At 67.1% G+C, this 21,329-nt stretch carries 23 protein-coding genes and 3 pseudogenes; 5 read left to right on the forward strand and 21 right to left on the reverse strand.

Annotated features, from left to right (window positions below):
- Window positions 1–241 precede the first annotated feature (241 nt).
- From rplI to rpsF, 4 genes are all read right to left on the reverse strand, one after another.
- Window positions 242–697: a 50S ribosomal protein L9 gene (rplI, locus tag NVV99_RS21545; protein ID WP_006550799.1), complete on the reverse strand. Its 456-nt coding sequence runs from the start codon at window positions 695–697 to the stop codon at window positions 242–244.
- 17 nt (window positions 698–714) lie between these two features.
- Entirely contained in the window at window positions 715–957 is a 243-nt protein-coding gene (gene rpsR / locus NVV99_RS21550) for a 30S ribosomal protein S18 (protein ID WP_006550800.1), read from the reverse strand.
- Between the two features lie 41 nt (window positions 958–998).
- Window positions 999–1,517, reverse strand: a complete 519-nt coding sequence (locus NVV99_RS21555; RefSeq protein ID WP_006550801.1) for a single-stranded DNA-binding protein — start codon at window positions 1,515–1,517, stop codon at window positions 999–1,001.
- A 64-nt stretch (window positions 1,518–1,581) separates the two neighbouring features.
- Window positions 1,582–1,869 carry a 30S ribosomal protein S6 gene (gene rpsF / locus NVV99_RS21560; RefSeq protein ID WP_006550802.1) on the reverse strand — a complete coding sequence of 96 codons (288 nt, stop codon included), beginning with the start codon at window positions 1,867–1,869 and terminating at the stop codon, window positions 1,582–1,584.
- Between the two features lie 154 nt (window positions 1,870–2,023).
- Between rpsF and NVV99_RS21565 the strand changes: the two genes are divergently transcribed.
- From NVV99_RS21565 to NVV99_RS21575, 3 genes are read left to right on the forward strand one after another with little or no spacing between them, the layout of a single operon-like run.
- A complete protein-coding gene (locus NVV99_RS21565) occupies window positions 2,024–3,367 on the forward strand; it encodes a glycosyltransferase 87 family protein (RefSeq protein WP_024102464.1) in 1,344 nt (447 codons plus the stop codon).
- Complete coding sequence (locus NVV99_RS21570) at window positions 3,364–3,951, forward strand: GNAT family N-acetyltransferase (protein ID WP_024102465.1); 588 nt, start codon at window positions 3,364–3,366, stop codon at window positions 3,949–3,951. The genes NVV99_RS21565 and NVV99_RS21570 overlap by 4 nt, the downstream gene beginning before the upstream one ends.
- A gap of 26 nt (window positions 3,952–3,977) precedes the next feature.
- Window positions 3,978–4,358, forward strand: coding sequence for a DUF2752 domain-containing protein (locus tag NVV99_RS21575; protein WP_006550806.1), 381 nt, complete (start codon window positions 3,978–3,980; stop codon window positions 4,356–4,358).
- 660 nt (window positions 4,359–5,018) lie between these two features.
- Here NVV99_RS21575 and NVV99_RS21580 read toward each other — a convergent pair.
- The 15 genes and pseudogenes from NVV99_RS21580 to NVV99_RS21655 form a co-directional block, all read right to left on the reverse strand.
- Window positions 5,019–5,753, reverse strand: a complete 735-nt coding sequence (locus tag NVV99_RS21580; RefSeq protein ID WP_024102468.1) for a WD40 repeat domain-containing protein — start codon at window positions 5,751–5,753, stop codon at window positions 5,019–5,021.
- Window positions 5,754–6,098: 345 nt separating this feature from the next.
- Window positions 6,099–6,521: pseudogene (locus NVV99_RS21585) on the reverse strand (transposase); the annotation flags it as partial.
- A gap of 282 nt (window positions 6,522–6,803) precedes the next feature.
- Window positions 6,804–7,415, reverse strand: coding sequence for a hypothetical protein (locus NVV99_RS21590; protein ID WP_024102470.1), 612 nt, complete (start codon window positions 7,413–7,415; stop codon window positions 6,804–6,806).
- 53 nt (window positions 7,416–7,468) lie between these two features.
- Window positions 7,469–7,810 carry a lipopolysaccharide assembly protein LapA domain-containing protein gene (locus tag NVV99_RS21595; protein WP_242411666.1) on the reverse strand — a complete coding sequence of 114 codons (342 nt, stop codon included), beginning with the start codon at window positions 7,808–7,810 and terminating at the stop codon, window positions 7,469–7,471.
- Between the two features lie 261 nt (window positions 7,811–8,071).
- Complete coding sequence (locus NVV99_RS21600; RefSeq protein ID WP_019290544.1) at window positions 8,072–8,224, reverse strand: hypothetical protein; 153 nt, start codon at window positions 8,222–8,224, stop codon at window positions 8,072–8,074.
- Between the two features lie 8 nt (window positions 8,225–8,232).
- The gene (locus NVV99_RS21605) at window positions 8,233–8,451 is read right to left on the reverse strand and encodes a hypothetical protein (RefSeq protein WP_006550812.1); all 219 of its coding nucleotides are present in this window, start codon (window positions 8,449–8,451) and stop codon (window positions 8,233–8,235) included.
- A 521-nt stretch (window positions 8,452–8,972) separates the two neighbouring features.
- Window positions 8,973–9,260, reverse strand: a pseudogene (locus NVV99_RS21610) (response regulator); the annotation flags it as partial.
- A 100-nt stretch (window positions 9,261–9,360) separates the two neighbouring features.
- Window positions 9,361–10,608 carry a cation:proton antiporter gene (locus NVV99_RS21615; protein ID WP_260783010.1) on the reverse strand — a complete coding sequence of 416 codons (1,248 nt, stop codon included), beginning with the start codon at window positions 10,606–10,608 and terminating at the stop codon, window positions 9,361–9,363.
- A gap of 88 nt (window positions 10,609–10,696) precedes the next feature.
- Window positions 10,697–10,996 (reverse strand): YrhK family protein, encoded by a 300-nt coding sequence (locus tag NVV99_RS21620; RefSeq protein WP_019290542.1) that lies wholly within the window; start codon window positions 10,994–10,996, stop codon window positions 10,697–10,699.
- Window positions 10,997–11,162: 166 nt separating this feature from the next.
- A pseudogene (locus NVV99_RS21625) lies at window positions 11,163–11,351 on the reverse strand (IS256 family transposase); the annotation flags it as partial.
- Window positions 11,352–11,601: 250 nt separating this feature from the next.
- Window positions 11,602–12,084: a hypothetical protein gene (locus NVV99_RS21630; protein ID WP_024102475.1), complete on the reverse strand. Its 483-nt coding sequence runs from the start codon at window positions 12,082–12,084 to the stop codon at window positions 11,602–11,604.
- 28 nt (window positions 12,085–12,112) lie between these two features.
- Window positions 12,113–13,705 (reverse strand): glycosyltransferase family 87 protein, encoded by a 1,593-nt coding sequence (locus NVV99_RS21635; protein ID WP_006550818.1) that lies wholly within the window; start codon window positions 13,703–13,705, stop codon window positions 12,113–12,115.
- Window positions 13,706–13,714: 9 nt separating this feature from the next.
- Entirely contained in the window at window positions 13,715–16,354 is a 2,640-nt protein-coding gene (locus NVV99_RS21640) for a transglycosylase domain-containing protein (protein ID WP_051424945.1), read from the reverse strand.
- Between the two features lie 550 nt (window positions 16,355–16,904).
- A complete protein-coding gene (locus NVV99_RS21650; RefSeq protein ID WP_153811623.1) occupies window positions 16,905–17,081 on the reverse strand; it encodes a hypothetical protein in 177 nt (58 codons plus the stop codon).
- Window positions 17,082–17,096: 15 nt separating this feature from the next.
- The gene (locus tag NVV99_RS21655) at window positions 17,097–17,519 is read right to left on the reverse strand and encodes a DUF5318 domain-containing protein (RefSeq protein ID WP_172414849.1); all 423 of its coding nucleotides are present in this window, start codon (window positions 17,517–17,519) and stop codon (window positions 17,097–17,099) included.
- A 232-nt stretch (window positions 17,520–17,751) separates the two neighbouring features.
- On the opposite strand from NVV99_RS21655, the gene NVV99_RS21660 reads away from it, so the two are divergent.
- Both NVV99_RS21660 and NVV99_RS21665 read left to right on the forward strand, forming a co-directional pair.
- Window positions 17,752–18,309 carry a PadR family transcriptional regulator gene (locus NVV99_RS21660; protein WP_006550821.1) on the forward strand — a complete coding sequence of 186 codons (558 nt, stop codon included), beginning with the start codon at window positions 17,752–17,754 and terminating at the stop codon, window positions 18,307–18,309.
- On the forward strand, window positions 18,302–19,402 hold the full coding sequence (locus NVV99_RS21665; RefSeq protein WP_006550822.1) for an inositol-3-phosphate synthase: 1,101 nt from the start codon (window positions 18,302–18,304) through the stop codon (window positions 19,400–19,402). The genes NVV99_RS21660 and NVV99_RS21665 overlap by 8 nt, the downstream gene beginning before the upstream one ends.
- An 88-nt stretch (window positions 19,403–19,490) precedes the next feature.
- On the opposite strand, the gene NVV99_RS21670 is transcribed toward NVV99_RS21665, so the two are convergent.
- On the reverse strand, window positions 19,491–20,249 hold the full coding sequence (locus tag NVV99_RS21670; protein WP_006550823.1) for an SDR family oxidoreductase: 759 nt from the start codon (window positions 20,247–20,249) through the stop codon (window positions 19,491–19,493).
- The gene (locus tag NVV99_RS21675) at window positions 20,246–21,319 is read right to left on the reverse strand and encodes a phosphotransferase family protein (protein ID WP_006550824.1); all 1,074 of its coding nucleotides are present in this window, start codon (window positions 21,317–21,319) and stop codon (window positions 20,246–20,248) included. The genes NVV99_RS21670 and NVV99_RS21675 overlap by 4 nt, the downstream gene beginning before the upstream one ends.
- Between the last annotated feature and the right edge of the window lie 10 nt (window positions 21,320–21,329).

The raw sequence follows: 21,329 nt of genomic DNA on the forward strand, positions 1-21,329 counted from the left end.
GGACAACACATCTCACATCTCTCATAACTGCAGGTAGGAGCAGAAAAATGTCTGTTCACACGTGTGGAGAAGAAGAATTTCGGCGTGTCGGAAGGGCCGGGCGTGTTCACCCATTCGTTCCCCGAACGACATTCCGAGGAGTCACAACGGTGTGGTTTACCCCCCGGTTTATCCACAGGCTGTGCACAGACGACGAGGAGCCCCACGCCGACCAGGCGCGGGGCTCCTCGAGGGGCCGGAATCAGGCAGCCACGACGTTCAGCGTGAACTTCGCGGTGACATCCGGGTGCAGCTTCACGACGATCTGGTGCTTGCCGGTCGCCTTGATGTGGGCCTTGGGCAGCTCGATGATGCGCTTGTCGACAACCGGGCCACCGGCAGCCTTGAGAGCACCGGCGACATCGGCAGCGGTGACCGAGCCGAACAGCTTGCCCGAGTCGCTCGAGGTCTTGACGCTCAGCGAAACGTCCTCGAGGCCCTCGATGGCGGCCTTGAGCTCCTGAGCGTGCTCGAGGCCGCGCACGGCGCGAGCCTCCTGGGCACGGCGGATGCCCTCGACCTGCTTCTGGGCACCACGGGTGGCGACGATCGCCAGGCCGCGGGGCAGCAGGTAGTTGCGGCCGTAGCCGTCCTTGACCTCAACGGTGTCGCCAGGCGCACCGAGGTTGTCCACGTCAGCAGTAAGGATGAGCTTCATCGTGTCCCTCCCTTTCCTCAGCGAGTCGTCGAGACGTAAGGGAGCAGAGCCACCTCACGAGAGTTCTTGACAGCAACAGCGACGTCGCGCTGGTGCTGCACGCAGTTGCCGGTGACGCGGCGAGCGCGGATCTTGCCGCGATCGCTGACGTACTTGCGCAGCAGCGTCGTGTCCTTGTAATCGATCTGCACGTTCTTTTCCTTGCAGAAGGTGCAGACCTTCTTCTTCAAAACCTTCTCGCGCGCGGGCGACTTAGGCATGGTCGTTCTCCGTAATTTTGGATGTTCCGATCGAGGTCGGATCAGAACGGAGGCTCGTCGTCCCCGGAACCACCGAAGGAACCCGACTGCGGGGCGTCGCCCCACGGGTCGTCTCCGCCGACGTTCGTGTTCTGAGCGGGACGGCCACCGCCCGATCCACCGGAGGAACCACCGAAGCCTCCGCCACCGCCACCGCGACCGGCCTTGGTGACCTTGGCCGTGGCGTAACGGAGCGAGGGGCCGATCTCGTCGACCTCGAGCTCCACGACAGTGCGCTTCTCGCCTTCACGCGTCTCGTAGCTGCGCTGCTTGAGCCGGCCCTGCACGATCACACGCGAGCCGCGAGTCAAGCTCTCGGCCACGTTCTCCGCTGCCTCACGCCAGATGTTGCAGCGCAGGAACAGAGCCTCGCCGTCCTTCCATTCGTTGGACTGACGGTCGAACACGCGGGGCGTGGATGCAACGGTGAAGTTCGCAACCGCAGCACCCGCGGGGGTGAAACGCAGTTCGGGGTCGGCGGTCAGATTGCCGACCACGGTGATGACGGTGTCGCCTGCCATGTGGTTCCTCCTGCAGTGTGGGGAGTCCTGATGCGCCAGAGCCTACGGCCCGGCGCCGACAGGCTCACTTGCCGTGGCGCAGAACCTTGGTGCGGAGCACCGACTCGTTCAGGCCGAGCTGGCGATCCAGCTCTGCAACGGCAGCAGGCGTCGCGCTGATGTCGATCACCGCGTAGATGCCTTCGCTGTTCTTGGCGATCTCGTAGGCGAGACGGCGCTTACCCCACACGTCGACCTTGTCGACCTTGCCGCCTTCCTGGCGAATGACGTTGAGGAACGTCTCCAGCGAGGGAGCGACAGTGCGCTCGTCCAGGCTGGGGTCCAGGATGATCATCAATTCGTAATGACGCATAAGACCTCATCACCTCCTATGGACTGTGAACGGTCACGGACGTTCCGTGACAGGAGGGTCGTTGCGTCAGCAACCCATGAAGGGTACACGACGGCCCGGCGACCAGCGAAATCGCCGACCGTCGGGGGCGGGGGATTTGTCCTAGGGTGAGAACATGCGCACGAGCTCCGGGACCGTCTCGCTCGTCGCCGTCCTGACGTGCGCGGTGATGATGTGGTTCGGCTACCTGAACAAGGCCCGGTGCGCCGGCCCCACCTTCGACGCGGAGGGCCGCACGCTGCGGTTCGAGGACATCAAGGACGCCGACGTCTGCTATTCCGACATCCAGCAGTTGTGGATCGGCCGCGGCATCAACCTCCACGTCTTCCCCTTCGTCGACGGGGGCATCACCTCGTCGGGAGCGTTGACCGGGGGCACCGTCGAGTACCCCGTGCTCAGCGGGGTGCTCATGTGGATCGGGGCCATCGGTGCCCACACCGATGCGGAGTTCCTCCTGCAGTCGGCGTTGTTGCTCGCCCCCTTCGGGCTGGTCACCGCGTGGTTGCTCGCCCGGATGGCCGGATGGGCCGCGCTGTTGTGGTCGCTCACGCCGCCGCTCGTGCTCTACGCCTTCCTCAACTGGGACCTGCCGGTCGTGGCGGTCACTGTCACCGCCGTCGCGGTGCTGACGATCGAACGCTGGTCGCTGCGGACTCGCGGAGTGGTCGCGGCAGTGCTGCTGGGCGTGGGCTTCTGTCTCAAGCTCTATCCGGGCATCTTCGTTCTGCCGCTCATGGCCTATGTTCTCACCGGCGGGAGCTCACCCGATCGGAAGCGGGACGTCCCCGGCGCCCTCGCCGTCGCGGGCACGGCGGCAGCGACGGTCGCCGCGATCAACCTGCCCTTCGCGATCCTCGGCTACGAGGGCTGGCGGGCGTCGTTCGCCTTCCAGCAGAACCGGGAAGCGGACGGGACCAGCAACTCCATCTGGTACTGGGGTCTGCGGCCGCTGATGGGCGGCTACCAGGAATACGAGAACACCCCCCAGTACAACGAGCTGGTGGCCCAGTTGTCGCCGACGCTGATCGCGCTGTCGTTCGCGCTCGCCCTGTGGCTCGGATGGCGCCGATACCTCCGCGACGGCGTCTATCCGTGGCTCGGTACCGGGGCCGCGATGCTGTGCGGGTTCATGCTCTTCCACAAAGTGCACTCACCGCAGTACACGCTGTGGCTGCTGCCGATGTTGATTCTGCTGCGCGTGCCATGGGGTCTCGTCGCCGCCTATCTGCTCGCCGATCTCGCCATCGGCATCGGCATCTTCCGGTGGTTCGCCGCGACCGCCGGCGAAACGGACATGGCCCTGCCGCTCACGCTCGTCCACATCGGAGTGTGGGGACGCGCGGTCCTGCTGGTCGTGCTGTTCTTCGTCTTCCTGCGCGTCCCGCCCAGAACTCCGTGGCAGCAGACGGAACGGACGGGCTACGCTCGCCGTCCGACGACGACCGGGAGAGCGCAATGAACGACAACTGGATGGAACATCCCGTCCTCGAGGGCCCTCGTATCCGACTCGAGCCCCTCGCCGACGCGCACGTCGAAGGTCTGCTGAAGGCCGCCGACGATCCCGACACGATCTTCGTCTGGGCACACCTTGTGATCCGCGACCTCGACGACGCGCGCACGTTCGTGCGCGAGGCCGTGGCCGATCCGTCCCGGCTGCCCTACGCAATCGTCGACAGGGCGACCGGCGAGGTGCTGGGGTCGACGTCCTACTACCTCCTCGAACCGGCCCACCGCACACTGGTGATCGGCTACACCTGGCTGTCGACCCGGGTGCAGCGGACCCACGTGAACAGCGAGTCGAAACTGCTTCTGCTGCAGCGCGCCTTCGACGACCTCGGGGCCGTGCGCGTGACCTGGCACGCCGACGAACGCAACACCCGTTCGCGCGACGCCCTGCGCCGGCTCGGCGCCACCGAGGAGGGCCTGCTCCGCAAGCACCGCAGGCGCCGCGACGGCAGCTGGCGGACCACCGCGCTGTTCTCCCTCACCGACGACGAGTGGCCCGGGGTACGCGCCCGGCTCGAGGAGCGCACGGTGCGATGAGGACGAGGCGCGCGCTCGCAGCCCCCATGGCGATCGCCGTGGGTGCGGTCGCGGTGTGCGCCGCGGTGGCGTGGGCCGACCCGACCACGCCGGGCGGGGTCATTCCGCCGTGCCCCACCTACTCACTGTTCGGAATCCTGTGTCCCGGCTGCGGTTCGTCGCGGATGTTGTATTCGCTCGTCCATCTCGACGTGCCGGCAGCATTGCACTACAACGCCCTCGGTCTCGTCGCGCTGGCCGTGCTCACCGTGTCCTTCGGTCTGTGGACGTGGAGCAGGGCGCGGGGCACACCGATGCCGCGGTGGACGCGATACCGGTGGCCCCCGCACCTCGTGCTGATCCTGACGGCGATGTGGTTCGTCGTGCGCAACATCCCGGTCGCGCCGTTCACCGCCCTACGGATCTGACCGTCAGGGGATCGGGCAGTTGACCAGGTAGTCCCAGTCCGTCCCGGGATCCCCGGTCACTCGGACGAGAATCGAGGATGCGCTACCTGCCGGCACATTCACCACTGCCGATCCGGTGCCTTCGTTGATGCTGTCACCGATACGGCCGGTGTCGTAGATCTGGGAACCCCCGTAAAACACCTGGATCCGGTCAGGAACGTCGTAGGTCTCCCATTCGAGCAGGAACGACGTGGGACCACTCGACCCAACTCGTGGTAGGTGCCGGTGACACCTTCCCCTCCCGACTGCCGCGACTGGTTGCACTGCTGGGTCGTCGGCAGCGATGATCCGTTGCCCAGAATCGCACTGCCCAGATCGATCGCCCGTCCACCCAGATCCACCACGCTGCCGGGCAGTTCGGACACGCTGCCGGGCAGGTCGTTGCTGCCGGCGCTGCCGGTGGGAGCGGCCGAAGCGGCAACGGGCGCACCGAATGCGACCGCCGCCACCGTGACCGCCGTCAGAACCGCGCGCAGACCCGACCTGCGAATACGAGACATGCTTCCTCCGATGATCGATGCGTTGAATCCCCCACCAGGACGTTCCCACACCGCGAGGCCTGTGCGTATCCTGCAATCGGATGAATCTGTCTCGGTCGGAACATCTTCCGGCCATTCCGATTCACGCCGTGTCGCCGCACGGCGGCCGGAAGGGAACACCCGGCAGGCGCCGTTCCCATTCGTCCTCGGTCACCGGAGTGCCGACGGTGGAACACAGTGTCGCCGCGACGGGCTCGGGGTCGAGTTGCCACAGTCGCACGGAACGGTCGGGACCACCTCCGACGAGCACCGCTCCGTCGTGCGCGAAGGTGGCGTCGCAGACCCGGCTTTCGCAGGCGGTGAGCACCGCGTGGGTGGTGTGGGAGTCCGGTCGGGTGACGTCCCAGATCCACGCCGCCCCGTCGCCGACGCCGGCCGTGAGACGATCCCCGCCGGGGGAGAAGTGCAGCGAGTACACCGCGTCCGCCCGCCCGGTGATCCACGCCAGTTCGCGTGGGACGGCAGGGTCCGCGACATCCCACAGGCGCACACTGCGGTCGGTGCTCGCCGCGGCCAGGATCGTTCCGTCGCCACCGAACGCGACCGTCTGCGCCTGACTCTCGAATCCGGACGACTCGGAGATCCGAGTCGGGTCGGTGGGATCGGAAAGATCCCACAGTCCGACGAGACCGCCGGCACTCGCTACAGCCACGATGTCGGCAGTGGGATGCCACGACAGCATGTACGGATAGTTGTCGGCTTCGAAGGTGCCGACGACACGCGGAGCAGCGAGATCGGAGGCGCCGACGATCGCGACTTTCGCGTCCCCCGTCGCCGTTACCGCCACGACGGGTCGGTCGGGAGCGAACTCGACCACTCCGACGACACCGTGACGACGCCCTCGGTTGTCCCGGCGAGCTGCGGCGCTGCAGGGTCCGCCAGATCCACAGGTGCACGGACCCGCCGGATGTTCCTGCTGCAGCGAGTGATCCGGTCTTCGACAGTGCCGCGGCACCGCTGAACCGATCCTCGACGGATGGGCTCAGAGACGGCAGTTCCACCGCCGCACCGGTATCGGCGATGTCCCACAGCGGCAAACCATTCGACCGTCCTCCGCCGTCCGGGTTGGCTCCTTTCGTTAGTGCGTGAGTGAGGACCCCGAAATCCGGTCGAGCAGTCCTTGTAGGTCGGCGTCGACCTGCGGTGGGAAGATGTGTCAGGTGCCGTTGATCGCGATGGTCGCCGACCGCAGCGGACGCAGCAGTTTGACGACCTTGACGATCGCGAGACCGCTGCGTTCCTGCACCACCCGGGAGACCGCCAATGCCGCGAACACCACCGTCAGGTGCGCCTCGATCGCATCGCGGGTGCGGTGGAAGATCGGCCGGGCCCGCAGATCCGTCTTCGACATCCGGAACGACTGTTCGACATGCCACAACTCGTGATACTTGCCGATGATCTCGCTCGGATCCATCAGGGAGACAGGAAGGTTGGTGACGTAACCTTTCAGGACGACGAGCATCCTGGCGCGTTCGAGCGAGGCAGTGTCCAGCCGCCGGCCCTTCGCGGTGACTGTCACAAACCGTGTGGACTTCGGCGCGGCGTCCCCGTCGACTACGGCCCGGGTGCGGGCTTCCTGGGCCGCCCGCCGACAACGGGCGTGGCCCGGATGTGCATGTTCATGTTCGCCTACGAACCCGATGGTCGGTGCTCGGGCTGAGAACTCCGCTCGGCCGATGCCGGGGTGGGTCGTGCCGGTGGGTCGAGGCAGTTGTCGCTGTGCCGGGATTCCTGGGTGCGTTCCTGAATCAGGGGGCGACGTCGATGACCACACGGACCGGGTCATCGAGGGCGTACACCGCGAAGGGCAGGACCGCATCGGTGTGAGAATGGTTGAGAATTCCTGTCGTGCAGAGACGTCGAGATATCAAGGGCTCGCCGGCTGGGGCGGGAGCGGCCGCTCGGTGGGCAGCGGTTCGTTCGGGGTCCAGGCGTCGAAGGGCACCTCGAAGGTGACCGTGCCGGCTCGTTCGAAGGTGAAGGTCACCGGGTGGGTCAGGCCGGGGCGGATCGCTTCGGCGGGGAATCGGCCGCGCACCGTCAGGGGACGATCCGGTGCCGTGGTCGGTCGGAGTTGTTCGATGGGTTCTCCGGCGGCCAGGGAACTGCCGGGCAGAAGTTCGCGTGCCTGATCGGAGGCATCGAGTGTCAACTCTCCGGCGGGGGAGTCGATCGAGACGAGCCGGTCGGGGGTGGAGGACTGGTTGATGACGGTGAAGGAGAGTGTGACCTGTCCGTATCGGGGGACGGCTGGATCGGTGGGTTCGGCCTCGAAGTACACATTGCGCAGCAGCAGGTCGCCGAGTTCGGCGTTGGTGCCGTTGATGGCGGCCTGCTGGGTATCGGTTTGGGTGATCTGCCCTGCCCCACATGCGACGAGCAGGGGCGCCGTCAACGCGAGAACGAGGAGCGACCAGGCGCGGCGACGCGCGGCCGAGATGCGGTGGGTGTGTAGGCGATGTCGTGCAGGGGGTTCCACAGGGTCTCCTTTTCGTTGTGATCGACCGGGCGTCGGTTCGGACGTTCGCCGGATCACTGCGCTTTGCGGTAGGCGTGGCGCAGCTGCCAGATCCGGGCGCCGCCGATCACCGCGGCGATCAGCAGTCCCGCCAGAGCTGCGAACAGTAGCGCCACGCCCAGCGGGAGGGTGAAATTCCAGCCGAAGAAGGCAATGGCGGTGCGTTCGGTGTTCTGCAGGATGAACACCAGCAGCGCGACGGTGACCACAGCTCCTACTGTCAGTGCCACCAGCATCCGGCCGGTGCGGGTCGGTTCGACCGCTCCAGCTGCGGGTGCGGTGTGGTCTGCGGACCCGGTGGGGGTTGGGTCGGCGTCACCGGAACGCCAGGCGGGGTGTGAGTTGTGGGTACGCATGATCGGTTTCTCTCTTCATCGGTCCGAAGCAGGCACCAGGGCGATCCCGTGGGTGGTCAGAATGTGCCGAGGGTGCCGTGCCACACGGCCACGAGGAGGTAGATGGCGACAGCGAGGGGATAGTAGGGATTCATCGATGTTCCTCAGCATGCTTTACATGGGCCGCACGGGGCGATGTGACATCACTGCTGCGAGGCAGTGTGAGGGGTCGAGATCTCGAGGGGTGCTCGACATGGGCGCCACGCGCTGTCCGAGGCCAGTTCAGTGCGGTTCGGTGGAGGTGTTCGGCCGTGTGTCGCCGACCGTGGTGTCGCGCTCGGGCCGGTCTGCTGAGGTCGGCGCGTACATGCGGTCCAGGTGCAGCTTGATCCATTCGGTGGCCACGGTCCGGGGGAGAAAGAAGTGCGAGTTCATGATCCTGCTCAGCTGGTGGGTTGCGGATACTCGCAGTCCACGGTCGGGTTGATTCCCATGTAGTTCAGGGGTCCGGCCACGATGGTTACGGCGATGGTGCCGACGCTGGCGCAGTTGGTCGAGGCGTCACCGTAGTATCCGCGTTGTCCTGCGGCGACGGCGCCGATGATCAACCAGATCAGTATCAGGAGGCTGAGCAGGCCGGATAGACGGCTTCTGGTTCGCATCGTGTGCTCCTGTCCACGAAAGCGGCGGCATCGCGCACGGTGCTCGGTCCGCCGTCCCAACCCGATGTGTGCTGTGTGCGGGACTGGGTGCTCGATCCGATCGGCGTTACCCGGCGGGTGCGCCCTCCGATACGCTGTTCGTTGCGGCGAAGCAACTGTTGCGATCGATGGTGCATCGTGAAATCGGCGGTGGATCTTGCGCTTTCGTTTCTACGGTCCACCCTAGTAACGCGGTGGAGGAGTGCCAAGGCAGGAGGGAGGATGTGGGTTGATGGTTATGCGATTGCAATCACTCGGTGCGGTCCGGGTCAATTCGTGCCCGGAATGATCCGTCCCTCTCACGACAGGGCTACCGGTCACGCTCCTCGAGGCCGCGGGCAGAAAGGGTGTGCGCGTAGCGGCGATCGCGGTGACCTCAGCCCAGGCAGCGGCCTGGTTCGCCTCGGCCCGTCCGCCGCCACGTTCGACGAGCCGGAAGGCGAGCGTTGCGGTGATCTCAACTCTGCGCCGGCCGCTCGGACTCAGAGCGTGCTGGGTGTGGGAGGGTGGCCGGGTAGCCGCACCACATGCAAGAAAGAGTTGTCGATCTTGCGGATCACGTCGGCGAACTGATCGAAGTCGACGGGTTTGGTGATGCAGACGTTGGCGTGCAGCCGGTAACTGCGTAGCAAGTCTTCTTCGGCTGCGGAGGAGGTCAGCCAGCACCTCACGGCCATCGCGGCTGGGGAGATTCAAATCGAGCAGGACCAGATCCGGGCGGAGCGCATCTCTGTACAGGCCCCGTGGCGGTGCAGGAACTGCAAGGCTTGCTATGCCACAACGTTGCATAGATGTCCCGCAACGCCCCTGCGATGAGTGCCGGGGGGTTCCCCCTGCGCCGAGCGCACTGAGTAACCACGTCATTGCCGTCTACCTCCGGTCCCTATCAGGGGCCGGTTGCACGCGATCGCCTTGTCCTGCTCCGGCCCGGATGTAGAGTTTGCGTCCCGCCGCGCCGGTGAGACCGAACGCGACCGTGCTCGCGGTCAGCACGAGCGTGCCGGCGCCGAGCACGGCGTCGTCGACGCCGAGACGTTCGGCTTCCATCGTCAGATAGAACAATGCGGATACCCCCACCGGCCCGAACCAGCCGAGATACATCGCGTCGGGCAGCGGTAGATGCAGTGGCCGTCGCAACAACAGTACGACCGGGATCCGCCGCAGAAGCAGGACAGCGACCACCAGGGCGGGCGCCTTCCAGCCCCGCTCGGCCCACTGCTGCCACGGTAGGGCGGCGCCGAGCAGGAAGAACAACGGCAGGACTGCGAACCTGTTGACGGCCTCGTCGATCTCGACTTCGGAAGTCCGTTCGGCGCCGGTGCCGACGGCGTTGAAGGCCAGGCCGCCGACGAATACGGCGAGCACCCCGTCGACCTGCAGCAGACCGGCCACGCCGAGGATTCCCAGTGCCAGCACAACGGTGAACAACAGGGCCGGGCCGTGTGCGGTGGCGCCGTGCTTGTCACCCAGTCGCAGTGCTGCACCGCCTACGGCGCCGAGGAGTGCGCCGGCGATCAGGGCGCCGAGGACCTGCCACAGTGATTCGGTGATCGCCGCACCGGCGCTGAGTGGACCGGCGACCGCGATCGCGGCGACCACCAGTGGCAGCGCCAGGCCGTCGTTCGCGCCGGATTCGAGCGAGAGCAGCTGTCGGTCCCGGGCGGGTAGGTCCCGTTCGGCGAGATCTCCGGTGACCACACTCGAGGCCAGCACCGGATCGGTGGGACAGATCGCGGTGCCGAACAACAGAGCCGCGGCCAGCGGTAATCCGGCCACCGCCCATCCGAGTCCGGTCGAGATCGCCGCCATCGCGGGCATGACGATCAACAGCAACACGGCCAGTGCGCGGCGGTGGCGACGCACCGCGGCGATGGGGTAACGCAAGGCAACCGCCATCACGGACACGGCCAAGAGAACCCTGGCGAGCTCGTGGAACAGACCGTGTTCGACCGTCACCGGTGCGATCGGCAACGCATCGAGCAGTTGGGGACCGAGCAGTACCCCGGCAAGCAGACCGAGTAGGGGTTCGGACAACGGCAGTCGGCGCATCGTCGAGGAAATCGCTGCCACGACCACGCCGAGCGCGCCGACCACGGCGAGAACGACATCGATGTGCATGACCGTCGCATTCCCGGATCGACCCCTGGCAATCCTGCACGGCCCGACGAGGGGGCTCGTGCCGGATCGCGGGCCCAGATTCGGACGGTCAGTAGTCGTAGTCACCGCCGGTGGCGCCGGAGTGATGTCCCAACCGTCGCAGATGAGTGCGCCGGCTCAGGCGGATCACAGGCCGGGCGAGAAAATCGAGCGAGCCGAGCAAGAACAGCCAGGTGCCGGCGGTCTGGGTGGAGTCGAAGAAGAACAACACGCTGCCGACGGTGAAGAACACCGCGATCAGGACGTCGTTGACGATCGAGGCTGTCTCGTACCGGTTGTCGATCACGACCTGCTCCCGGCCGACGGACAGTCGCAGCGACGGATCTGCGTGGGTGCGATCGGTGGCCATGGCCGGGCGAGTACCCGCGTGCAGGTGCGGGTACGCCCGACGAATGTGGTTCGGCAGCTGGTCCGATCCGATGCCTGTGGTGCGCGTCGGTGCGGCCGCCTATCTCTGGCTGGTAGTTCGTACTGCGAATCTCGGCAAAACGAACCCTGGCCAAACTCAACGCCTGCGTGGTGCGGGTGGCGGTGCGCTCATACCGGCCGGCACCGAGTTTGTCGGTGGCCTCGGCTTCGATCAGCGCCTGCATGCCTGCAGGCCGGTGCGGATCAGTTCGGCGAACACGCTGGCGCTGTCGGCGCCGGTGAGTGCGTCGAGCTGAGCGAGCAGGGCAGGGCAGGGCAGGATGATCGTGGGTCATCGCGTAGCTGCTTTCTGTGAGTCACTGTGGTAGGTAACTCGTTGATCACTACGCAATGGCCCACCCCCCGGTGAGGGTCGACACGCCGTGGACCTGTCCGGATGTCCTCACCAGATTCCCACCACTCCCCGGGACTTACCCCGCCCGCGAGAAGGAAGTTCTGCTCACCTGGCTGACAGCGGACTCGAAGACCGAAGCGGCGAGGCGGCTGTCATCTCGCGCCCGTGGATGTGGACTCTGTCCACCCGGTTCAGGCCGCGCGCAGGGAACTCAGCGCCGCGTGCTGCTCGACACCGACCCGTCCCGGCGCCACGGCGAGCGCCACCGCGGTCTGCCACGAGTCGAGGCCCACGATGGTGCGCAGGATGAGGATCTCCTGCTGGAGTCGGGTCAGAGGGAAGGCCCGCGGGCTCGCGAACTCGGCATCGGCCGCGTCGGCGACCAGCGTGTAGGCCAACCGCAGGAAAGGCCGGTCGGCTCCGGACGGCGCGGTGAGCTCGGCGAGAATCGCACGGCAGGCGGCCAGGGCGAGACGATCGGCGTCGGCGAAGGTACCTCCGGCGGCTTTCGCACGGGCCCGGAAGTAGGCGATCACGAGCGGATGCAGGTCGCGCAGAAGTCGTGGGATCGCGGTGGCGTCGCCGCTCGCGACCGTCCACGCCAACTCACACGTCGTGAACTGTGAGGCGGTGACATCCGTCCCCGCTCCGAATCCCCGTCCGCCGCTCGCCATTGTCCCCCCCTCGTGCTCGTTCCCGAGCCTAGGGGACCGACGAAGTCTCCGACATCCCTCGTTCGGATGATTCTTCTCTTGTGACCCGATGGTGAGCAGGTCGCAACCTGGCGGGCAGCCATCGTGGCGGACGGTCGGGAGCCTGGTCGAGCACACCACCGACGGGATCGTCGACGAAGCCGTACCGCACGGGATCCCGCACCGGACGCCGGATCTGCCACAGCACAACCGCGCACAGTGCCACGACGGCGACGTCGCGCAGGAAGACCGTGGCGGTGAACCACTGCTCCGGCAGCCCCTTCCGATCGGGACCGAGGTAGTAGTACATGCGCGGAACCCACACCAGCGCATCGATCGTCATCCAGGCGACCAGTGCGCGCCGGTGGGGTACGGCCAGCACGGCGAGCGGCACGAGCCACAGCGAATACTGCGGACTCCACACCTTGTTCGTGAGCAGGAAGGCCGCGACGAGAAGGAAACACAGCTGCGCGAGGCGGGGACGGCGCGGCGCGGTGAGCCCGATCCACCCGATCGCGGCGCAGGCCGCGGCGAACAACACGAGCGAGACCCCATTGAAGGTCGAGGCCGACCAGGCCGGCCAGCCCACGAACGAGTGCAGCACGTTGTAGATCGAATCCGGATCCGCTCCGCGATCGGAGTTGAGTCGGAAGAACTCCGCCCACCCGCTCGGGTACAGCACCATGATCGGCAGGTTCACCACTAGCCACGCCGCGGCGGCCGCTCCCGCGGTGCGGGCAAACGACCGCAGGTGGCCGGTCCGCAGGCACAGCACCAGCAGCGGACCGAGCAACAGCAAGGGATACAACTTCGTCGCCGCACCGAGGCCGAGCAGGACGCCGGCGAGAACCGGTCGACGGCGGGCCCACGCCAGCAGACCACCCGCGGCGAAGGCCGTGGCCAGGGCATCGAAGTTCGTGAAGGCGTGCACCACGACCAGTGGTGACGCCGCGACGAGCGCGGCGTCCCAGATCCTGCGGCCCGCCGACATCGCGGTGGCCCACACCGTGACGAGCCAGGCGAGCGCGAGACCGACCGCGACGACGGCGAAGTAGATCGCGACCTGCAGTGCATCGGGGAGCCACGGTGTGGCGTCCCACGCCTTCGCGATGCGCATCGAGCCGTACTGGTAGAGCCCCGCGAGCACCGGATACTCCATGTACCGGGTCTGCATCTGGCCGTCCGGGCCGGGTTCCTCCCACGACGTCCGGTACGGGAAGGCGCCCTCGGCGAGCCGTTCGGCACCGTAGAGCGGAACGATGTCGGAATAACACATCGCCACGTACTGCCGGTTGCCGCTCCAGTCCAGGCCGAGCGCGCCGTCGGGACCGACGGGTCCCTGCTGGACGCAGGCCGCCTTCGTGAACCAGCCGAAGGCGAGGAAGACGACCGCGAGCAGCAACATCGCCCGCAGGGGAGTGAAGAAGCGGGTGCGCCCGAGCACGGCGTGCCGGCCCACCGGACCGCCGATGACGGCGGTCAGGCGCGACACCGTCGGGTCGGTACGCCCGGGGGTGTCGCGCCAGTCCAGGGAACGACGATCCTCGGCCGGTGGTGCAGCGGACACCACCGGCCGGGCGTCGGATCCCCGGTCGTCGCTCACGCGGCGAGGCTACCCGGCCGGAGCGTATTCGAACGCGCCCTGGGGGCTACCGCCCTGCGCGCCCTGGAATCCGCCTCCCTGCGCGCCCGGGATCGCGGGGCTCTCGAGTCCCGGGATGCGGTTCTGCGGAGGCGATCCACCCTCGTCGGAGTCGTCGCCGGTACCACCGCCGGTTCCGCCGCCGGTATCCTCGCTCTCCTCCTCCTGACCGCCGTTGCCGGGACGGGAGGGCGCGTTCTGGGTGGTCGTCTGCGGGGCGACACCCGGAACGGGGATGGTGACGCCGGGGAAGATCTCCACGTTCTGCGTGGTGATCTCCGGAACCTCGGGAAGACTCGGCACGACACGCGAGGTGGTGGTCTGCTCACGGGTGGCCGGAGCTGTCGTCGACGCGGTCCACGCCGGCACGCCGGAGACACCGGCGATCGGTTCCGGCTTCGGGAACGACTCGACCTCGGTGCCCTCGAGAGCGCCGTCCATCGTGTCCTTCCAGATGTCCGACGGGATACCCGAGCCGTAGATCATGCCGCCCCAGCTGTTCTCGAGGGGCAGGCCCTCCTCGGTGCCGACCCACACCGCGGTCGACAGCGACGGGGTGTAACCGACCATCCACGCGTCCTTGTTGGAGCCGGTGTCGCCGAGCTGAGCGGTACCGGTCTTCGACGCGGACGGACGGCCGCCGGCCAGGGCGTGGCCGTTCGAGTACGCGGCGATCGGGGTCATCGCGGAAGTGGTGTTGTCGGCCACCGCCGCGTCGACGACCTGCTCACCGGCAGGGGTGCCACGGTCGAGGAGCACCTCGCCGTCGGACGTCACGACCTTCTGCACGAAGTACGGCTCGTGATGACGGCCGGACGCCGCGAGCGTGGCGTACGCCGAGGCCATGTCGAGCACGCGCGACTGGTACTGGCCCAGCACGATGCCGTAGTTGGGGCCGACGCCCTCCGGCTCGGTGAGTGTCTCACCGATGCCCGGCAGTTCCTTCGCGACACCCAACTTGTGCGCCATGTCGGCGATGGCCTGCGGGCCGTTGTCCATCTCGAGCATCATCCGGTAGAAGCTCGTGTTCAGCGACCGCTTGAGCGCTTCGGCGATGGTGCACTGCCCGCACGACTCGCCCTCGACGTTGCCGATCTTGATGCCGTTGACCGTCAGCGGACCGCTGTCGTAGGTCTGCGACAACGGCACGCCCTGGTCGAGGTTGGCGGCCAGGCCGAACACCTTGAACGACGACCCCGTCTGCAGACCGGACTGGGCGAAGTCGTAACCGACACCGCTCTCCCCGCCGTAGTAGGCGCGGATCGCCCCGGACCGGGGATCGACCGACACCACCGCGGTACGCAACTCCTCGGGTTCGCCCTCGAGATTGCTCTGCGCCGCCTCGACCGCCGACTGCTGGGCCTGGGGGTCGATCGTCGTGGTGATCTGGAGACCGGCCGTATTGAGGAGGTTCTCGTCGATGCCCTCGCGGGACAACTCGGCGAGCACCTGGTTCTTGATCAGACCTTCGGGGCCGGACGACTGGTCGCCGTTGTCGAGCTCAGCGATCGGCACGTAGGCCGGGTACTTCATACCCGACCGTTCGGCGGCATCGAGCGTGCCGGCGGCGACCATGCCGTCGAGCACGTAGTTCCAGCGCGCCTCCGCACCCTCGGGGTTCTGCTCGGGATCGAGCAGCGACGGCAACTGGATCGACGACGCGAGCACGGCGCCCTCCTCGACGGTGAGCTCACCGACGGGCTTGCCGAAGTACGCGTTCGACGCCGCTGCGATGCCGTAGGCACCGCGACCGAAGTAGATGGTGTTGAGGTAGGCCGCGAGGATGTCGTCCTTGGCCCACTGGTTCGCCATCTTCGTCGACAGCACCAGCTCCTTGAGCTTTCGCGTCAACGTCCGCTCGGAACCGACGACGGCGACCTTCACGTACTGCTGGGTGATGGTCGAACCACCACCGGCGCTGTCGCGGCCGAGCACGTTGTCGCGGGCGGCACGCGCGAAGCCGGTGACCGAGAAGCCGGGATTGCTGTAGAAATCGCGGTCCTCGGCGGCGAGCACGGCGTTGCGGACGTGCACGGGGATCGCGTCGAGTTCGACCTCGGTGCGGTTGCCCTCCGGTGGGATCACCTTCGTGATGACACCCTGGCCGTCGGAGTTGAAGATGGTCGCGGCCTGGTTCGTCTGCAGCTCACCGGGGCGCGGCACGTCCTGGACGATGTACGCCAGCATGAACATGAGGATCGGGACGAGGATGCCGGCGGCGACCACGCCGTAACCGATCCGGCGAATCGTGCGCCAGCGGTTGCTCTTGCCGTCGCCCTTTCCACCCCCGGCGCCGCCACCCGAACCGCCACCGGGCGGAACCGTGGGAGGTCCACCTGCGGGCGGGCCACCGGCAACGCGCGTCGTGGGTGCATCGTCCGCAGCACTCGCACTCTTTGCAGCACTCGCACCGACTGCAGCGCTCGCCGCGGAGACCCGCTGCGTCGGGGCATCCGCTCCGGGACGCTGTACACCTGCCGCGTCCGCTCCGGGACGCTGCGCACCTGCCGCGTCCGCTCCGGGACGCATGGCGACAGTCGGATCGGCCTGCGGCGTGCGCTGGACGGGAGGCACCGCGCCGGGCGGCAACGTGCCGGGCCGCGGCGGCATCGACTGGTTGGGGTTACGCGGCTGGTTGGCGCCCGGGGCGGACACCGGTCCGCGCGGTGGGTACGGCTGTCCCGGTCGGCCCTGCTGGGGGCCCGGTCCCTGCCCCTGACCGGGAGCCGGAGGACGCTGTCCCTGGCCGGGGGACTGAGGGCGCTGTCCCTGGCCGGGGGACTGAGGGCGCTGTCCCTGGACGGGGGCTTGAGGACGCTGTCCCTGACCGGGAGCCTGGGGCGGGTACGGCGGCCGGCCGCCGGGGCGCGGCGGTTGCTGACCTGCGGGACCACCGGGCTGTCCGCCCGGTCGACCCGGCTGGCCCTGTGCTCCCGGCTGGCCCTGCGGGCGCGGTTGCGGCGGCAACGGACGACCCTGCACCGGGCCCTGGGCAGGGCGCTGCTGTCCCGGAGCGGGCTGTCCCGGACCCGGCTGTCCCTGACCGGCACCGGCAGGAGGACCGGGACGTTGCTGCCCGGGTTGCGGTCCGGCGGGACCGCTGCGCTGGGGCGGGACGGCCTTGTTGTCCTCGGGTTCGTTGTCGGGGGAACTCACGTACTCATCTCCAACTGTTCTCGCGACGCATCACGCCGCGGCCTCGACACTGCTCCACGAAGAGCCGATCGGCGATGCCGACGGACGGCAGTCGATCGACGATGTGCGCAGCGGACGACGCGACGATCAGGTCGTGCGGGTCGGACCCAGGAGCGAACTCCACGAGAAAGCGTACGGGCACGTTGCCGGTACCCCTTCACTCGCTGGCGGTACGACGGCTCGATCCCGTCGACCGGCGACGCGGGCTCTTGGGTGCTGGTTGCGATCCCAGGACGTACGACTGCACCAGGTGATTCCAGCTGCAGGTGCGGCACACCTCGACCACGTGAACCGAGAATTCCTCCTGGCTGGCGGCCAGACGCACCAACTCTTCGGGGGTGCGCGCCGACCCGGACACCGGACCGAGTTTGTCGCCGAAGACCCACGAGACAAGAGTCAACTGCTCCTTACGGCAGATGGGGCACATCACATCGCTGCCCCGGCCGTGAAATTTCGCCGCCCGCAGCAGATAGGGGCTCGCGTCGCAGACCTCGCTGACTCCGCGTCGCCCCGAGTAGACCTCTGCGAGCAGCGAGCGCCGCTGCAACGCGTAGTCCACCACCTGCCGCTGAATTCGCACGGCTTCCAGAGTACGTGCGGGCGATGCGGCGAGGGGCGGGGAGTGGCCCACCGGACATCGAAGACGGGTAGTCGAGGTGGCACCGACGCATGTCCGATCGGGTCCGGAGAAGGGTGCCCGCCCGCAACCGGACGTGACACGAACCGTATGGGGCGTATCGTCGTATATATCGGCGCGATATAGTTCCGTGTCGTATCAATCGGTTGGTTCGAACGGAAACAGGAGGTGACCCGTGCTGGAACTGGCGATACTCGGGCTCCTCCTCGAATCGCCCATGCACGGCTACGAGCTGCGCAAGCGTCTGACCGGGCTCCTCGGAGCCTTCCGCGCCTTCTCCTACGGGTCGCTCTATCCGACTCTGCGGAGAATGCAGGCGGACGGCCTCATCGAAGAGGATCCGGGAATTCCCGGTCCCGTGAAACGACGTGCCCGCCGCGTCTATCAGCTCACCCCGAAGGGTCGAGAACGCTTCACCGAGCTGGTCGCCGACACGGGACCGCAGAACTACACCGATGACGGATTCGGCGTGCACCTCGCCTTCTTCGGTCGCACTCCCGCCGAAGCGCGGATGCGAATTCTCGAAGGCAGGCGCCGCCAGGTCGAGGAGCGCAGAGAAGCGCTCCGCGATGCGATCGGACGGGCCAGCGGCACACTCGATCGTTACACCCGTCAGCTCCATCAGCTCGGCCTCGAGTCCAGCGAGCGCGAGGTGCGCTGGCTCAACGAACTCATCGCCGCCGAGCAGTCGTCAGCAGCACGCAACAAAGAAGGAGAACCCGACCATGGGTGAGAACAGCACCGCGGTGCGCGTGGCCATTGTGGGCGTGGGGAACTGTGCCTCTTCCCTGGTCCAGGGCGTCGAGTACTACAAGGATGCGGACGCCGAGACCACCGTCCCCGGCCTGATGCACGTCGAATTCGGTCCCTACCACGTGCGCGACGTCCAGTTCGTCGCCGCGTTCGACGTGGATGCCAAGAAGGTCGGCTTCGACCTGTCCGAGGCGATCCTCGCGAGCGAGAACAACACCATCAAGATCGCCGATGTGCCGCCGCTCGGCGTGCCCGTGCAGCGCGGCCACACGCTCGACGGCATCGGCAAGTACTACGCCGAGACCATCGAGCTGTCCGACACCGAGCCCGTCGACGTGGTTCAGGCGCTCAAGGACGCCCAGGTCGACGTTCTCGTCTCCTACCTCCCCGTGGGTTCCGAAGAGGCCGACAAGTTCTACGCGCAGTGCGCCATCGACGCGGGCGTCGCCTTCGTCAACGCTCTCCCCGTGTTCATCGCCTCCGACCCCGAGTGGGCGCAGAAGTTCACCGACGCCGGTGTCCCGATCGTCGGCGACGACATCAAATCGCAGGTCGGCGCCACCATCACCCACCGCGTGATGGCAAAGCTGTTCGAGGACCGCGGTGTCGTGCTCGACCGCACGTACCAGCTCAACGTCGGCGGCAACATGGACTTCAAGAACATGCTCGAGCGCGAGCGTCTGGAGTCGAAGAAGGTCTCCAAGACCCAGGCCGTCACGTCGAACCTCAACGGCCCCCTCGCCGGCAAGGTCCACGACCGCGACGTGCACATCGGCCCCTCCGACTACGTGCAGTGGCTCGACGACCGCAAGTGGGCATACGTCCGCCTGGAGGGTCGCGCCTTCGGTGACGCCCCGCTGAACCTCGAGTACAAGCTCGAGGTCTGGGACTCCCCGAACTCGGCCGGCATCATCATCGACGCCATCCGCGCGGCGAAGATCGCCAAGGACCGCGGCATCGGCGGCCCGATCCTCCCGGCTTCGGCATACCTGATGAAGTCCCCGCCGGTCCAGATGGCCGACGATTCCGCTCGTGCCCAGCTCGAGGCGTTCATCATCGGAGCCGACGCGTAAGTCGTTCTCCGGCAGTATTTCCGGCGAAGGCCGCATCCCTCACGTGGGATGCGGCCTTCGCCGTTGCCGCTGTGGGTTCCGGACCCGCCTACGCCATCTTCCGGATCACCGACAGCGGCAGCACCTTCATCGCGTAGCCGAGCGGAATCCACGGCCAGCCCGGCACGTACGCCTTGGCCGGTTCCTTCTCGATCGCAGCCGCCAGTGCGCGACAACCTGTTTCGGTGTCGACGATGAACGGGACCTTCTTCACCTTCTCGTTGATCTCCGACCGGATGTATCCCGGGAAGATCGTGCTCACCGAGATGTCGGTGTCGGCGAGGTCGGCCCGCATCCCCTCACCGAGCGAGGCGACGGCGGCCTTCGACGCGGCGTAGGTCGTCAGGTTGCGCGGCATGCCCCGCACCGCGCTCATGGACGAGATGAGGACGACGTGCCCGCGCCCACGGGGCCGCATGAGCTCGAGGGCCGCTTCGCTCTGCGCCAGTGCACCGAGGAAGTTGGTGTTCGCCGTCTGGGCGTTCGCGCGGAAGTAGCCGGTACCGAGCGGTTGTCCCTTGCCGAGGCCGGCGTTGACGATCACCCGGTCGAGACCACCGAGCTCCTCGTCGAACTCGCGGAAGACGGTGAACACGTCGTCGTGCTTGTTCACATCGAGAGCGCGCACGCTCACGGTGATGCCCGGGTACGCGGCGAGCAGTTCGTCCCGCAGCTCCTCGAGCCGTTCGACGCGCCGAGCGGCGAGCGCGAGATTCCTTCCTCGCGCGGCGAATTCACGCGCCATTCCGGCACCGAGGCCGGAACTCGCACCGGTGATGAGGATGTTCCGTCGCTGCGGGCGGCTCATCGGCTCTCCTTCTCGTATCGATCGATCAATGCACTGCAACGGGATTCGAGATAGCCGACCACGATCCAGAAGTCCTTGAAGGCAGGATTGGAGGTGTGGCCGTGGTGATAGCGGTAGTAGATCTGCTGGGCGATCACGGCGAGGCGGAACAGTCCGAACACCTCGTAGAATCCCCAACCGTCCACCGGCAGTCCGGTTCGCTCGGAATAGTATTCGACGATCTCCTGACGAGTGAGCATGCCGGGAAGATCGGACGGCTGTCGCTTCGTCAGCAGCAGCATGTCGTCGTCGTCCGCCTGGACCCAGTAGGCGAGCGACGAGCCGAGGTCCATCAGGGGGTCGCCGATGGTGGCCAGCTCCCAGTCGAGGACCGCGACCGGATTCAGCGGATCGTTCTCGTCGAGGACGATGTTGTCGAGCCGGAAGTCGCCGTGGATCACGGTCTGCGCGACGTCCTGCGGCTGCCGAGCCGCCAACCACTCGGTGACACGGGCGAAGTCGGGGACGTTGTCGGTGCGGGCCTTGGCGTAGCGCGACGTCCAGCCCGCGACCTGCCGTGCGACGTAACCGGATCCGCGACCCAGTTCGGACAGTCCTGCGGACTCCGGATCGATGCCGTGCAGTTCGACGAGCAGATCGACGATGCGCAGGCACAGGGTGCGGGTATCCGCTTCGGAGAGGTCGAGTTGCGTGGGCGGATTCGTCCGCAGAATGGTTCCGGGAACGCGGTCCATGACGTAGAAGTCGCTGCCGAGCACGCTGTGATCGGTGCACAGGCCGATCATGGTGGGCACGTAGGGGTAGACCGGTGCGAGCATCGACTGGATGCGGTACTCGCGTGCCATGTCGTGACCGGACGACGGCTTCGCCCCGGCCGGCGGCCGGCGCAGCACGAGATCGCGATCCGGATAGCGCAACAGGTAGGTCAGGTTGGATGCGCCGCCGGAGAACTGGCGGACCTCCGGCACTCCGGTGATGCCGGCGTGCTCGGCGAGCCAGGCCGCGACCGCGTCGACGTCGAAGGCGTCCTCCTCGCGAACGGTGCGGGCGTTGTCGGGAAGTGTCGTCATCGTCGAAATC

The organism is Rhodococcus sp. PAE-6 (genome assembly GCF_025290685.1).
Classification (GTDB): Bacteria; Actinomycetota; Actinomycetes; order Mycobacteriales; family Mycobacteriaceae; genus Rhodococcus; species Rhodococcus pyridinivorans.

Bases quoted from the DNA above. Each gene is read 5' to 3' on its own strand.
- rplI (WP_006550799.1), bottom strand. From the start codon at position 697: ATGAAGCTCATCCTTACTGCTGACGTGGACAACCTCGGTGCGCCTGGC.
- rpsR (WP_006550800.1), bottom strand. From the start codon at position 957: ATGCCTAAGTCGCCCGCGCGCGAGAAGGTTTTGAAGAAGAAGGTCTGC.
- NVV99_RS21555 (WP_006550801.1), bottom strand. From the start codon at position 1,517: ATGGCAGGCGACACCGTCATCACCGTGGTCGGCAATCTGACCGCCGAC.
- rpsF (WP_006550802.1), bottom strand. From the start codon at position 1,869: ATGCGTCATTACGAATTGATGATCATCCTGGACCCCAGCCTGGACGAG.
- NVV99_RS21565 (WP_024102464.1), top strand. From the start codon at position 2,024: ATGCGCACGAGCTCCGGGACCGTCTCGCTCGTCGCCGTCCTGACGTGC.
- NVV99_RS21570 (WP_024102465.1), top strand. From the start codon at position 3,364: ATGAACGACAACTGGATGGAACATCCCGTCCTCGAGGGCCCTCGTATC.
- NVV99_RS21575 (WP_006550806.1), top strand. From the start codon at position 3,978: ATGGCGATCGCCGTGGGTGCGGTCGCGGTGTGCGCCGCGGTGGCGTGG.
- NVV99_RS21595 (WP_242411666.1), bottom strand. From the start codon at position 7,810: ATGCGTACCCACAACTCACACCCCGCCTGGCGTTCCGGTGACGCCGAC.
- NVV99_RS21600 (WP_019290544.1), bottom strand. From the start codon at position 8,224: ATGAACTCGCACTTCTTTCTCCCCCGGACCGTGGCCACCGAATGGATC.
- NVV99_RS21605 (WP_006550812.1), bottom strand. From the start codon at position 8,451: ATGCGAACCAGAAGCCGTCTATCCGGCCTGCTCAGCCTCCTGATACTG.
- NVV99_RS21615 (WP_260783010.1), bottom strand. From the start codon at position 10,608: ATGCACATCGATGTCGTTCTCGCCGTGGTCGGCGCGCTCGGCGTGGTC.
- NVV99_RS21620 (WP_019290542.1), bottom strand. From the start codon at position 10,996: ATGGCCACCGATCGCACCCACGCAGATCCGTCGCTGCGACTGTCCGTC.
- NVV99_RS21630 (WP_024102475.1), bottom strand. From the start codon at position 12,084: ATGGCGAGCGGCGGACGGGGATTCGGAGCGGGGACGGATGTCACCGCC.
- NVV99_RS21640 (WP_051424945.1), bottom strand. From the start codon at position 16,354: ATGCCGCCGCGGCCCGGCACGTTGCCGCCCGGCGCGGTGCCTCCCGTC.
- NVV99_RS21665 (WP_006550822.1), top strand. From the start codon at position 18,302: ATGGGTGAGAACAGCACCGCGGTGCGCGTGGCCATTGTGGGCGTGGGG.
- NVV99_RS21670 (WP_006550823.1), bottom strand. From the start codon at position 20,249: ATGAGCCGCCCGCAGCGACGGAACATCCTCATCACCGGTGCGAGTTCC.
- NVV99_RS21675 (WP_006550824.1), bottom strand. From the start codon at position 21,319: ATGACGACACTTCCCGACAACGCCCGCACCGTTCGCGAGGAGGACGCC.